Annotated in this window: 14 protein-coding genes; 4 read left to right on the top strand and 10 right to left on the bottom strand. The window is 59.2% G+C overall.

What is annotated here, in order from left to right; all coding sequences use genetic code 11:
• Position 1: 1 nt before the first annotated feature.
• Genes tsaB through thiL form a run of 3 tightly spaced genes read right to left on the bottom strand, consistent with a single transcriptional unit; the run spans position 2 to position 2,352 of the window.
• Positions 2–793, bottom strand: a complete 792-nt coding sequence (gene tsaB, locus ACFQZG_RS07610; RefSeq protein WP_378151033.1) for a tRNA (adenosine(37)-N6)-threonylcarbamoyltransferase complex dimerization subunit type 1 TsaB — start codon at positions 791–793, stop codon at positions 2–4.
• Positions 790–1,302 carry a tRNA (adenosine(37)-N6)-threonylcarbamoyltransferase complex ATPase subunit type 1 TsaE gene (tsaE, locus tag ACFQZG_RS07605; RefSeq protein WP_378151031.1) on the bottom strand — a complete coding sequence of 171 codons (513 nt, stop codon included), beginning with the start codon at positions 1,300–1,302 and terminating at the stop codon, positions 790–792. The genes tsaB and tsaE overlap by 4 nt, the downstream gene beginning before the upstream one ends.
• Before the next feature lie 9 nt (positions 1,303–1,311).
• Positions 1,312–2,352, bottom strand: coding sequence for a thiamine-phosphate kinase (gene thiL, locus ACFQZG_RS07600; protein ID WP_378151029.1), 1,041 nt, complete (start codon positions 2,350–2,352; stop codon positions 1,312–1,314).
• A 228-nt stretch (positions 2,353–2,580) separates the two neighbouring features.
• Here thiL and ACFQZG_RS07595 point away from each other — a divergent pair, with 228 nt between their 5' ends.
• Positions 2,581–3,273 carry a CAP domain-containing protein gene (locus ACFQZG_RS07595; RefSeq protein ID WP_378151028.1) on the top strand — a complete coding sequence of 231 codons (693 nt, stop codon included), beginning with the start codon at positions 2,581–2,583 and terminating at the stop codon, positions 3,271–3,273.
• Between the two features lie 87 nt (positions 3,274–3,360).
• Here the strand turns inward: ACFQZG_RS07595 and ACFQZG_RS07590 are convergent, their stop codons facing one another.
• The 3 genes from ACFQZG_RS07590 to ACFQZG_RS07580 all read right to left on the bottom strand — a co-directional run bounded on the left by ACFQZG_RS07590 (position 3,361) and on the right by ACFQZG_RS07580 (position 4,388).
• On the bottom strand, positions 3,361–3,927 hold the full coding sequence (locus ACFQZG_RS07590; RefSeq protein ID WP_378151026.1) for an FAD-dependent oxidoreductase: 567 nt from the start codon (positions 3,925–3,927) through the stop codon (positions 3,361–3,363).
• A gap of 99 nt (positions 3,928–4,026) precedes the next feature.
• Positions 4,027–4,212 (bottom strand): H-type small acid-soluble spore protein, encoded by a 186-nt coding sequence (locus ACFQZG_RS07585; RefSeq protein ID WP_378151024.1) that lies wholly within the window; start codon positions 4,210–4,212, stop codon positions 4,027–4,029.
• A complete protein-coding gene (locus tag ACFQZG_RS07580) occupies positions 4,209–4,388 on the bottom strand; it encodes a hypothetical protein (RefSeq protein ID WP_378151022.1) in 180 nt (59 codons plus the stop codon). The genes ACFQZG_RS07585 and ACFQZG_RS07580 overlap by 4 nt, the downstream gene beginning before the upstream one ends.
• 129 nt (positions 4,389–4,517) lie before the next feature.
• On the opposite strand from ACFQZG_RS07580, the gene ku reads away from it, so the two are divergent.
• On the top strand, positions 4,518–5,489 hold the full coding sequence (gene ku / locus ACFQZG_RS07575) for a non-homologous end joining protein Ku (RefSeq protein WP_378151020.1): 972 nt from the start codon (positions 4,518–4,520) through the stop codon (positions 5,487–5,489).
• Positions 5,490–5,495: 6 nt separating this feature from the next.
• Here the strand turns inward: ku and ACFQZG_RS07570 are convergent, their stop codons facing one another.
• Genes ACFQZG_RS07570 through ACFQZG_RS07560 form a run of 3 tightly spaced genes read right to left on the bottom strand, consistent with a single transcriptional unit; the run spans position 5,496 to position 9,165 of the window.
• Entirely contained in the window at positions 5,496–6,629 is a 1,134-nt protein-coding gene (locus tag ACFQZG_RS07570) for a Ger(x)C family spore germination protein (RefSeq protein WP_378151018.1), read from the bottom strand.
• A complete protein-coding gene (locus ACFQZG_RS07565; protein ID WP_378151016.1) occupies positions 6,626–7,720 on the bottom strand; it encodes a GerAB/ArcD/ProY family transporter in 1,095 nt (364 codons plus the stop codon). The genes ACFQZG_RS07570 and ACFQZG_RS07565 overlap by 4 nt, the downstream gene beginning before the upstream one ends.
• Positions 7,717–9,165 carry a spore germination protein gene (locus ACFQZG_RS07560; protein ID WP_378151014.1) on the bottom strand — a complete coding sequence of 483 codons (1,449 nt, stop codon included), beginning with the start codon at positions 9,163–9,165 and terminating at the stop codon, positions 7,717–7,719. Before ACFQZG_RS07560 ends, ACFQZG_RS07565 begins: the two co-directional genes overlap by 4 nt.
• A 158-nt stretch (positions 9,166–9,323) precedes the next feature.
• On the opposite strand from ACFQZG_RS07560, the gene ACFQZG_RS07555 reads away from it, so the two are divergent.
• Positions 9,324–10,217, top strand: coding sequence for a DNA polymerase domain-containing protein (locus tag ACFQZG_RS07555; RefSeq protein WP_378151012.1), 894 nt, complete (start codon positions 9,324–9,326; stop codon positions 10,215–10,217).
• A gap of 8 nt (positions 10,218–10,225) precedes the next feature.
• Here ACFQZG_RS07555 and cls read toward each other — a convergent pair whose 3' ends face one another.
• Complete coding sequence (gene cls, locus ACFQZG_RS07550) at positions 10,226–11,659, bottom strand: cardiolipin synthase (RefSeq protein WP_378151011.1); 1,434 nt, start codon at positions 11,657–11,659, stop codon at positions 10,226–10,228.
• A 194-nt stretch (positions 11,660–11,853) separates the two neighbouring features.
• On the opposite strand from cls, the gene ACFQZG_RS07545 reads away from it, so the two are divergent.
• A complete protein-coding gene (locus tag ACFQZG_RS07545; protein WP_378151009.1) occupies positions 11,854–12,942 on the top strand; it encodes an acyltransferase in 1,089 nt (362 codons plus the stop codon).
• Positions 12,943–12,989 lie beyond the last annotated feature (47 nt).

Raw genomic sequence — 12,989 nt, 5'->3', positions numbered from 1 at the left:
CTCACACTCCCCGCGATGCCGACAGCAGCTTCGCTTCCGCTTCCGTCAGCTGCGTATAATTCGGAACGAACGCATGCACGTCGTCCCTTGCGCCCGAACGGAATTTACGCTCCGCCAGCAACCCAAGCGCCCCTGCGTCCAGCTCGCACGCGAGCGTCCGCAGTCGATCGAACGATGCCCGCGCTTCCTCGATGACCGCCCCGTGCGTCGTCACGTCTCCGACGAGCCATACCGCCGATAGCGCCTCATGAGACAGGTCGCCGTCCGAGACGGCTTCGCGCAATCGATTCGTCCAATCGGCGATCAGCCGAATTCCGTCTTGGTTCAGTCGCTGCCATCCACCGTTCGCGCTTGCCTCGTAACGCGACGTATAGACTTGCCCGCGGCGAGCGTCCATCAACGGGACGAGCCACGACGATCCCGAAGCGCCGCCGTCCGTAACGATCTTGCGCCAAGCGCTGTACGCCAGCGCTTCCAGGCTCGACACGCCGATCAGCGGCTTGCGCCAAGCCCAAGCGAGCGTCTTGGCCGCCGTCACCCCGATGCGCACGCCCGTGTAGGAGCCGGGTCCTTGCCCGATGGCGATCGCGTCCAACTGCTCGCCGCGGATGCCGTTGCGGGATAGCATGAGCTTGATCTCGGATACGATGCGTACCGAATGGTTCCGCTCCGTGAACGTCGCGAGCGAATCCACGACTTCGCCGTCCCGTACGATGGCCACGGACATAGACGCGGTCGACGAGTCGAGCGCCAGCAACGTGACGGAAGCTTCGTTATTCGATTGCGAAGTCATTCGGTTCCCTCCTCTCGTTCCAGCGCGGATATTGCTCCGCACAACGACTCGTACCGCTCTCCGACCGGAGCGAAGCGTATCGCCCGGGACGTCGGTCCCGTCGTCTCCACGTATAAGCGAAGCCGTTCCGCGGGCAGAATCGGCTCGATGATCGACGCCCATTCCACGAGCGTAACGCCTCTGCCGTGAAAGTATTCGTCCAAGCCGAGCTCGTCCGCTTCCTCGAGCGACAACCGGTAGACGTCCATATGATAGAAGGGCAGCCTGCCGCCCTCGTATTCCTTAATAATCGTAAAAGTAGGGCTGTTCACGATGCCGGGTACGCCGAGCGCCGCCGCGAACGCTTGCGCGAAACGCGTCTTGCCCGCGCCGAGATCGCCGTCCAGCGCCAATACGTCGCCCGGTCTCGCGAGCGCCGCCATCGCGTCCGCCAAGGCGACCGTATCGGCTTCCGAATCCGCCCGGAAGACGTAGCGTCTCGCTCCGTCCGTCCATTCATTCCGCTGCATATGCCCGAATTAACTCCTCGCAAAATGATTGTATCCCCGCTTCGCCAGCGGTTTGCGCTTGCCGCCCGCCGTCTCCAGCTCCAAGCCCGGTGCGCCAGCCTCGACGACGCCTATAACGAACAAGGGGAGTCCCGCCTCGCGGAACGACTCCCTCAGCGCGACTTCCTTATCGGGATCGGCCGTGCCGAGCAAGACGTAATCTTCCCCGCCGTACAGCACCCACTCGAGCGGCGAAACGCCGCATAACGCGGCATAACCCGCGAGCTCTCCGGATAACGGGAGATTGGTCTCCCGAAGCGACAGCCTAACAGCCGACGCTTCGGCGATCTCCCAGGCTTCGCTGGCGAGTCCGTCGCTTACGTCGTTGAGCGACGTCGCGAGCGCCGATCCGAGCAGCAGCCTTCCGGCTTGAACCGACGGCTGCGGCCGCCTGTGCGCGTCGACCAGCCGTTGCGGCGGCGACGGCGGAACCCGCCGGCTGCCGTCCCGAAGCGCCTGCGCCCGCGACAGCATACCGTGCAGTCCGCCCGCCGACAATCCCGTCGGACCGGTCAAGAACACGATCTGCCCCGGCTTGGCGCCGCCGCGGCGAATCGCCCGTCCGGCTTCCACGCAGCCGACGACGGTGACGGCGACGACCAGATGCGCCGGCGACGACGTCGTGTCTCCCCCGACGATCGCGATGCCATACTTGGCCGCGCACGCGTACAGCCCTTCGTACAGCCGCTCCATTCGCCCGGCGTCCCAGCTCGGCGGCACGCTCACGGAGACGAGCGCATGCATGGGCACGCCGCCCATCGCCGCGATGTCGCTGACGTTCGCCGCGAGCGCCTTGTATCCGATATCCGCATCTTCCATCGTTTCCGGCTTGAAGTGGACTTCCTCCACCATCGTGTCGACGGCGAGCACCCATTCGACTCCCGGGTTCGCGGACACGACGGCCGCATCGTCGCCGATGCCTACCGTTACCCCCGCGGAAGCGAGGAACGCGGAAGATTGGCGGCCTTCCGTCCAGACGCGAATGAGCCCGAACTCGTCGAGTGGCGGCACGGAGGGATCCCCTTTACGTCGTGATTTGGTTCCTTCATTATATCGGTGCGCGCGGGAACATGCAAAAGATTAACGATCTTTAATCGACCTCGCCGAACGCTTACTCTCCCTTGCGATCTAAGCCGCGCGGGACGGAAACTGTCAATTATTATGGCATGAACTCCCGATTCATAGCTGATAGACTTTGAGACATTCCGAGCCTAACGGCGACCATAGGGGGAAACATTCATGAATAAGCAACCGAACAAGAGATTCGCGAGAACGCTGGCGCTGGGAGCGATGGCATTAACGCTTTCCTTGCCGATCGGCGCGGCCGGGGCATTCGCCGCGACGAACAAAGCTACGGCCGCTGCGCCCGCCGCTCAAACGACCGTGCGCTACAACTTCGATCTGAACGCGTTCCTTCAACAATATATGCAATCTTATTATAATGCCAAGCCCGTAACGAAACCCGCGCAACCGAGCAAGCCGGTAACGACGCCTACGCAACCGAGCAAGCCGGTCACGACGGCGCCGACTCAGCCGAGCCAGGGCACGGGCACGGTCTCGACGTCCGAATTCGCGACCCAGGTCGTGACGCTCGTGAACCAAGAGCGCGCCAAAGCGGGCTTGAAGCCGCTGGCGACGACGAACTCCACGCTGAAGCTCGTCGCGCTCGACAAGGCGAAGGACATGTACAACAACAATTACTTCGACCACAATTCGCCGACGTACGGTTCCCCGTTCGATATGATGAAGCGATACGGCGTCTCTTACCGCGCCGCCGGCGAGAATATCGCCAAAGGCCAGCGTTCGCCGGCAGAGGTTATGAACGCCTGGATGAACAGCCCGGGCCACCGTGCGAACATCTTGAACGCAAGCTTCACGACGATCGGCGTCGCGTATTACAACGGCGTCTGGGTACAGGAATTTATCGGCTAATCGGCTGATCTCTCATAGGTTCGGCCAACAACGAAAAAGCGGCACATCGCGTGCCGCTTTTGTCGTGCGTACGATCGTCTATTCGGTTCAGCTCTTCAATACGTCGTGATCCACGTAACGCTCGCCGTTCAGCTCGCTGATAATGTTGATCGCCACTTTGGCGCCGTCTCCGGCGGTGATGATCGTGTGCATGCTCACTCCCGCGGCGGTTCCGGCGACCCATACGTTCGCCAGGTTCGTCTTGCCGTCGGGCGCGCAATCGACGATCGTCTTGATTCTCGGCTCGGTTCCCGGCTTCGTGAGAATGCCGCTCGCTTCGGCGATATCGAGGAACAGTCCGGTCGCCACGATAACGTGCGTCGCCTCGTACGATTCGCCGCCCTCGGTCTCGACCGTGACGGAGCCTTCCCCAGCGACGATCTTCGTCGCCTTCGCGGTGACGAACTGCGCGCCGTGAGCGATCGCTTGCCTCTTCCCGATGTCCACGAGATCCGGTCCGCTAAGGTCTGGAGCTCCGTAATGATTGGCGATCCAAGCCCGCTTCGTAACGCTCATCTCGTTATCGACGACGAGCGTCGATTTCCCTGCCTTCGCGGTATAGATCGCGGCGCTCGCGCCGGCCGGTCCTCCGCCGATAATGACGATATCTGGCATGCTGTTCACTCCTCATGAAAGGGATGACGTGCTTTCCTTATTTTAGCACAAGCCGTCATCGCTCACCAAAAGTAAGCACCAGCATAAACCAATCGTTCCCTACTGCTTCTCGTGCAACCGCTCGACCGAAACCGTCTGCGTGTTCGTCGGGCTCGCGCCGACCTGCACGGTGGCCATGCCGTTCGCGACGTCGACGTTCTCGATCCATACCGACTGCTCACCGTCCAATTGAACGGCGAACGTATCCTTCGATTCGTAAATTTGCTGCGCTCTCTGCGCATTCATGGCGTATCCCTCTCCATCCAGTCGGTCGTAGACTCGGTAATCAGGCCGTTATGGAGCGTCACGTTCCCTCCGCCGAGCCCCTCGTTGATCATCCGGTCGATGTCCATGTCATACGCGTCTTTGCCCTCGTGAATCGTATCCTGCAAGGAATCCTGCGCAGAATCTTCCGTCGACATTGGTCGAATCCCCCTTCTGAACGCGTTATCGAATCGATACCAATATTCCCTCGGCGACTGATTCCCATTCGATTCGGGCACCCTGAAGGCATCGCGCAACGACACGTCTTACGGAGGAGGAGTACCGCCATGCATACCGTCTGGAAGGGAGCGATCAGCTTCGGGCTGGTCCACGTTCCCGTGAAAATGTTCACCGCCACCGAGGATAAAGACATCCATCTTCGCATGCTCCACAAGGCGTGCGGCACTCCGATCTCGAACGTTCGCACTTGCCAGCATTGCGAGCAGGAGATCGGATGGGACGATATTACCAAAGGCTACGAATACGAGAAGGGCAGTTTCGTGCTGTTCGAGGCCGACGAGCTGGAGGCGATCAAGCCGGAGACGACGCGGACGATCCAGATTCTCGACTTCGTCGATCTGACGGATATCGATCCGATCTACTTCCAGAAGCCTTATTACTTGTCGCCCGACCAAGCCGGCGCCGGCGCCTACAGCCTGCTGCTCGAAGCGATGCGCGAATCGGGCAAGATCGGCATCGCCAAGGTGGCCATTCGGTCGAAGAGCAGCCTTGCCGCCATTCGCGCCGTCGACAACTGCATCTGCATGGAGACGATGCATTATCCGGACGAGATCCGCGCGCTCGCGCACGTGCCGAACTTGCCGGAGACGCCGAAGGTCAACGAACGGGAACTGACGATGGCGAAAATGCTGATCGAACAGCTATCCGCTCCGTTCGATCCGCACAAGTATACCGACGACTACCGCGTCGCGCTCATGGATACGATCCAACGCAAGATCGCCGGCGAGGGCACGGATCTCGTGACCGCTCCGGCCGCCGAACGGACGAACGTCATCGATCTGATGGCGGCGCTGCAGGCAAGCTTGGAAGCGTCGAAATCGCCGGCGAACGCGGCCGCGTCGAATGCTCCCGCCGCGCCGGCCGCGAACGCCGACGATGCTCACGCCGCCAAAGCTTCAGGCAGCAACCGCAGCCGCGGCGGCACGCGCGTCGCGAAGGCAGCCGGCGCCGAGACCGGAGCGCCGGCGCCGAAGGCGCGGGCGCCCCGTTCCCGCAAGAAAGACCCGGCAACGCCGTAAGGCGGCCTACTTCAGCACGCCCGTACCGATGACGTGCACGACGACCTCGGGCTGCATGTCGACTTGTCCGTAGGCTTCGTTCCAATCGAGCTCCTTCCAGAACCGGCGATGGCTCGCGGATACAAGGTTGCCGACGCCGAGAGCGTCGCAACGCGCTTGCAACAATAAGCGCATAACGGATCGCGCGCGATCGTTCAGATCGGCGGAGATGGCTTCGCTTATGCGGTCCTGATGCCGTTCGTCCGGCGGAAAGGGGGAGCTCGTCAATTCGCCGTAGACTTCAAGCTTGACGACGCATACGATTTCCTTGCTTGCTTCGTCGACGGACACACGCATCCGCCTTTTGATTTTCCGGATATTATAGGAGACGACTCCCGACACGAGATCGCCGGATATCGCGCCGGACTCGACCTTGACGTTCATGATCGCCTGCGTCCCAAGCTTGTCCATGAGAAGCAGCAGCATCGTGCTGTCTTCCCGTTGAACGTTGAATCCCGTATACTTGTCGCCGCGGAATAACCCCATTCCGCTCGTCACCAGATCCTCGGTTCCCTTCTTCTTGATGAGGGGCACGACCGTATCCCGACCGACATCGAACAATTTGTTCCATGCCGTATAGAGCGTCTGCTCCTGAATGATGGTCGTTCGCGCGGCTCCTTGCAGCATTTGGAGAATATCGAACGATATCGGGCTTCTCTCCAGCTTGTCGAAGGACAGAATATCGGAGGCTTTCCCCTCGCTGATCAAGAGTTTGGCGCCCAAGTATAGTCTCGGACTGCGATAGAACGGCTCCAGATAAGGATAGATCCCTTGCTTCGCTAGCTGCTCGCCGATGACCAGGATATGGGTTTTGCTTCCGACGATATTGCCGGCCAGCATGCTGTCTAGCTTCGTGCCGACTTCGATGACGGAGCGCCCGTCGGCTTGCACGAGCTCGTCCTTGACCTCGAATTGCCCGCTCCCCTTGCTCTTCAGCCGGAGCGCCCTGACCACTCCCCGAATGTTGCCCCCCTCCAAGGCGTCCAAGCTGATTCCGTTAATGATTTTCTGACCGACCAGGTTATTGTTGTCCCAGCATCCGGTTACCGCCAAGGCGATGAAGACGGCTGCGCAAGCCGATATGGCTATTCTCCCGATCATGGCAACGCTCCTTGGTCCGTGGTTCGGCGCGCGAACGACAGCAGCAACATCGCCGAGGGAAGAACGGCGAGCGCGATTAAGTAGACATTCTGAATCCAATGGCCGACGAGATCCATATCGTTCATTCCGGCGAACCAATAGCCCGTCGCGAAGATCAGTCCGCTGCTGACGAGCATCGCCTTCCGATAAGGTTCCGTTCGGATCGCGATACTCTTGCCGGCCATGTATAAGTACGTGATGATCGATGTCGTCATCGGGATGATCCAGAGCGCCAAGAAGATCAAGTCCAGCCTTTCGATCACCTGGTAGGACAACCCTTTGAACATGAACAGCAACGGGTCGTTCACGCGGCTTAACGCGTTCGGACTGAAGCTGACCAAACAGATGGCGACGAAATACGCATAGAAGATCGTTACGAATAGATTCGCCAAGCTGGCGGTGGCAAAGAGCTTGCGCGGCTGTCCGGCGACGTGGGCGAAGCCGAACAGGAAGATCTCGAAGCCGAGCATCGCGAAGAACGTGCTATGGCTGCCGACCAAGATATGGTCCAAACCCGACTTGCCTACCGGCAGAAGGTAGGATAGGTGCATCTCGTTCTTGAAGTTCAGGACGCTCATCAAGAACAGAATGACGAACATGAACGAAGATATGACGTAGAACCTGGCGATCATCCTTAAGTTCTCCAACGCCATATAGACGCAAGTGGCGAGAACAAGGAGCAGCAGTATCCACTTCGGCGTCAAGATGAGCAGCCAATTGCCGATCGTCCGGATATAGAGCGCGGAAGCGAGGCTCGCGACGGCGATGAAACACGCGAAGAAAATGCCGTTGACCGCCTTGCCGCCCCGCTTGCCGAACAAGAGGACGGAAATTTCGGGTAACGTGCGCTGGGGAAACCTTCGGCATAACGCCCAGAATACGAGCAACAGTACTTGCGTAACCGCTCCGGCCACCAATACGGATAGCCATCCGTCTCCTCCCGCCGACTTCTGAATGTCCGAGGGAAGCGACAGCAAGCCGATGCCGATCTGGCTCTGGACGAGTAAGAAGAACAATTGAAAGCGCGAGATTCTGCTGCGTTGTGCATTCAATCCGTTTTCCACCTCTTGCCGCCGGAAAGCCTTCCTTTATGCCCCGGGATCCGGATTTTGCGCCAGAACGGCACTCTCGTCCCGACGTCTTCGAGCCTTCTCGATCGGAAATGGGTGAACGGCGACAAGTAAGGCACGCCGAACGATTCCAGCTTGCACAAATGGATGACGAGCATCATCAACATGAGCGTGATGCCGACGAATCCGAACAGGGCAGCCGCGACCATAATCGGGAATCCCAAGATGCGAAGACTCGTGCCGAATTCGTTCAAGGGGGACACGAAAGAAGCGATCGCCGTCAATCCGATGACCACGATCATCGTATTGGATACGAATTGAGCTTCGACGACGGCCGTTCCGATGACGAGGCCGCCGACGATGCCGATCGTCTGCGCGATCGGAGACGGAAGCCGGATCGCGGCTTCCTTCAGCACCTCCAGGATGACTTGCATCACGATCGCTTCCATGATCGGCGGGAACGGAACGTAAGTCAACGACACTTTAATGGAATAGAAAATACCGATCGGCAGCACTTCCGAGTGAAACGACACGATCGCGATGTAGATGGCGGGCAAGCAGATCGCCAGCATGAAGCTGGCTAACCGAATCAGACGGTAGAACGTTCCGGCGAGCCATCTGCTGTTATAGTCGTCGGGCGACTGATAGAAGGAGAAGAAGCTGATCGGCAAGATTAGCGCGTTCGTGCTGCCGTTCGCCATGAGGACTACTTTGCCCTCGGTCAAGTACGATGCGGTCCGATCGGGGCGTTCGGTCTTCAGCGACAGCGAGAACGGGGAATAGGGATGCTCGTCGATCCATTCTTCGAGATTCGTAATCGAACCCAGATGGTCCGTCCGCAGCGCTGCGATTCTTCTCGCGCATTCCTCCGCGACGCCGGGTATGGCCCGCCCTTCCATGAACAGCATGGCGACCTTCGTGCGGGATTCCGTCCCGACCGTAAAGTAATTCACCTTCAGCTTCGCGCTCTTGAGACGGTTGCGCATCAGATTGACGTTGGTATTCAACCTCTCGACGAAACCCTCGTGCGGGCCGATGACCGTCTGCTCGTCCTTCGGTTCTTGGATCGCCCGCTCATGGGTTTGCGCGGCCGACGGAAGATAAGCGACGTCGCCGCGTTCCTCCAGAATGAGGTAATGTCCGTCGAGCAACGCTTCGACGATACGCGACAATACGCTCGTGCGCTCGGCCAGCGCGACGACCTGCTCGAACCGGTTCGTGCCCGCGGCTAGCGGCTGGGCGAGCTGCGACCGTATCCGCTCTTCGTCGGCTACGGAATCGAGATACAGCAGGCGGCAATCGCGATCGCCTAGCGCGAGGGAGCGGACAATCAAATCCTCGGTATGCGATAACGAATCGCGGATTAGTTCGACGTTGGTCTGGGCTTGCTGGGTCAGCATAAGTACCGAGCGGGTCAATAGCGTCACCCCGGTTGCCTTTTTAATTCCCACTATGCCCTTATTCGACATCGATAAACCTCGCGCCGGAGGTCGCGGCTCGACTTGCCTGTTCATGAAACCTGCCGGCAAGGCCATACTAAATGGAAACGGAATGGGAATCGTCGATAGCAAGGGGGGATCGTTCGGTGGCGAAAGCGTCCGCGAACAAATGGATCATCAAGCTGGGGGATTTCGAGCTGCCGCTGTCGCATCCGGACAAGCTGATCTGGCCGGAGGCGGGGCTGACGAAGCTCGGATACGTGGAACGGCTCGCGCAATTGGGGCCGTTCCTATTGCCTTACGCGAAGGGGCGTTACTTGACGACGATCCGCTACCCCGAGGGCATTCACGGCACGTCGTTCTATCAGAAAAACTGCCCGGAGCCGAAGCCGGACTTCGTTCGCACGGCGCGGGACGGCGACATTCGCTACGTCGTGCTCGACTCGATCCCCGCCCTGCTATGGATGGGAAGCCTCTATAGCCTCGAATTCCATGTTTCCTCGGATGAGATCGACATCGCGCTTCCGAACGCGTGGATGCTGGACATCGATCCGTCGCTGGACGTCGAGCCCCGCCTCATGGAAGCGACCGCGCGCGTAGGCGAGCTGCTCGGGTCGTTGGGGCTGTCCGCCATTCCGAAGACGTCGGGGGCGACCGGCGTGCAAATCGTCATGCCGATCGAGCGCGGACCGACCTTCGACGACCTCCGCCGCTTCGGCAAGTTCGTCTCGGAATACTTGGTCGCCAAGCACCCGAAGCTGTTCACCGTGGAGCGGATGAAGAAGGATCGCGGCGAATTGATCTACTTGGACTACATTCAGCATTTCGCCGGCCGAACGTTGCCTGCCGCCTACTCCCCTCGCGCCCGCCCGGGCGCGACGGTGTCGACGCCCATCTCCTGGGAGGAAGTCGGGCGGGACGTCAAGCCGGCGGACTTCAACCTGCTCAATATCATGGACCGCCTGCTCTCGCAAGGCGACATACTGGCCGCCGCGCCGCGGCAATCGCTAGGTCCCGTCATCGCCGGCTTGCCCCGCTGATGAGCTTGTTACAAAAGCGGGGACAAGAGGCGCGCCAGCGCTTCCTTCACCTTCTGCGAGCGAGGCCTCCGCATGAACTCGCTTAGAATGAGCTCCTCGCTGCCTTCCAGATCCGTCAGATAATCCGCCTCCAACCTCTTGATCGTCCCCGGATCGAACAGGTGAGCGTTAATCTCGAAGTTGCTGAAGTAGCTGCGGAGATCCATGTTCGCGGAACCGACGATGCCGACCATGTCGTCGACGATCGTCGTCTTCGCGTGAATGAAGCCTTTGCGATAGCGCCAGACGCGGACGCCGGATTGCAGCATCGTCTCCACGTAGGACAGCGTCGCCAAGTGCACGAGCCACGTGTCCGGAACGTACGGGACGACGATGCGCACGTCGACGCCGTTAACCGCCGCGTCCCGCAGCGCCATCGCGACGGCCGTGCTCGGAATGAAGTACGGCGTCGTGATCCATATCCGATGCCGCGCCGCCGTCAGGACGGCGTACACCGAATCGTGGATCGCCTCGCCGAGCACGCTCGGACCGGAGTGCACGATCTGCACCGGCTCCGCGCTCTCGCACGCATGCGGCGGCAGAAACTTCGGATCGTCTGGCTTGTCCCGCGTCGCCAGCTCCCAGTCTTTCAGGAACACTTCTTGAAGCCGATAAACCGCATCCCCTTCGATACGCAGGTGCGTATCCCGCCAGAAACCGAGGCGCGGATGCCTGCCGATATATTCGTCTCCTACGTTGATGCCGCCGATGAAGCCGACGAGCCCGTCCACGACGACGATCTTCCGATGGTTGCGGTAGTTCATCCGCTTCTTCAGGAACGACGGACGAAGCGGGAAGAAGCATGCGCACCGCACGCCGCCCTCGCGCAGCGTCTTGACGTACCCGTCGCTCAGCTTGATGCTGCCGATGCCGTCGTAGAGCAGCCGCACCGTCACGCCCTCTCGGGCCTTCCGCAACAATTCCTGCTGGAACGTCATTCCGGTCTCGTCGTTGCGCAGGATGTAAGTAGACAGGTGGATATGGTGCGTTGCGCCGCGGATCGCCGCCAGCATCGCTTCGTACGTCTCTTCGCCGTTATCGTACACCTCGGTCCGGTTGCGTCCGAAGATCGGCATCTGGCCGTTCTTGACGAGCGCCTTGAACAGCCGCTCGCGGGACGCGAAGACGGGGTCGGGCAAGTCGGAAGGGTTCTTCAGCGCGGTGCCGAGAGCCATGATCTGCCCCCGTCTGCGAATATCGAGCTTGCCTCTCTTCCTCGTCGTTCTTCTGCGGCGATACTCGGTTGCCAGGAAGTAGTAGAGCGTGAAGCCGACGAGCGGGAACAAGAACAGGATGAACAACCAGGCCGCGGCGTTGCCGGGTCTGCGGAATTCGAGCAGCAGGATCGTCGCCGCTTGGAAGATGAAGATGAGGAGGAGAATGCATAGCCAAAACCAGATCATACGGTTGTCCTCGCCGTTTCTTGTCTCATTACGACTCTCCGGCACAGCGGATTATCGCGTATTAGGCCATTGTAACATTTTTACCCATTGAGAATGAATGGAATCAACGCGTTCCTTAATGCCTGGAGATTATACCTTTTCTCGATCGCTCGTATTATTATTGATACATATTGTAACATTAAGGAGTGATCGATTTGAAAGCACCCTCGCCGCCTGCCCTTGCCCCTAACTTGAACGCGATCGACGCCATGCGATTCGTCGCCGTCATTCTAGTCTTATGCATCCATACCGATGCTTTGAAATCCATCGACGAGACCTTGAACTTCGGACTGGTCAACGTGCTGGCGAGAATCGCCGTGCCATTCTTCTTCATGGCCGCAGGGTATTTTCTCTACGACAAAATAAGCAAGCATCCGAAAAGCGTCGATCGTGCGTCAAGCGGGCATCTGATGAGATACGTGAAAAGGATAGCCGGCATCTATCTGTTTTGGAGTCTCGTATACTTTCCGTACGACTTCCGCGGAAAATACGAAGTGAACGATCATCGGCTTTGGCCGAGCATATCCGACTATATCGGCAACTTCTTCCTTCAAGGCGGACATTTTCATTTATGGTATTTGCCCGCTCTGATTTATGCGACGTTACTGTTATACGGCGCGAGCCGATTATTCTCGTTGCGTACGGTCGTTAGTATTTCGTTCGGCATTTACGTCGTCGGGCTATTCGGCAATTCGTATTACGGCTTCGTCGCGGGCGACGCGTCTATCGCGAACGCTTACGCGCGTTACGCCGAACTCTTCGGTGATACTCGGAACGGTCTGTTCTTCGGGTTTCTCTATGTCTCCGTCGGCGCCTTCATTCGCGCAAGCCGTTCCACGATATCGCTCTCTATGGCTTCTCTGGCATTCGCCCTCTCGATGCTCGGACTCGCAGCCGAGGCTTTCCTGCTGCAACGGTTTTCCGCGCCTTTGGATTACGACATGACGCTGTTTCTCCTGCCCGCGTCTTACTTCTTGTTCCGTTGTTTGCTTGTTCTCCGCATCTCTACGCCGAACGTCGACTTCAAGCTTCTGCGCGATGCCAGTCTATTGATGTATTGTTGCCACGGCATCTTTCTCGAAGTCTATCGGCGGTTGTTCTCGCTGTTGGACCTGGACGGTCGGTTGCTTTCCGATCTTGCGTTGTTCGTCCTCGTATTCGCTTGCTCTTTCGCCTGCTCGTTCGTCCTGATCAAGCTTAGACGTAATGAGAAATACGGCAAGGTTGCGACTCTGGCCTATTAACGGAAAAACCGCTGCCGAGCGAGCCCGGCAGCGCTTTGAACGATACG

It is taken from the genome of Cohnella sp. GCM10027633, from assembly GCF_042675445.1.
In the GTDB taxonomy this organism is placed as follows: Bacteria; Bacillota; Bacilli; order Paenibacillales; family Paenibacillaceae; genus Cohnella.
The sequence above is the reverse complement of the archived record's forward strand: the minus strand, read 5'-3'. Positions and strand labels throughout refer to the sequence as shown.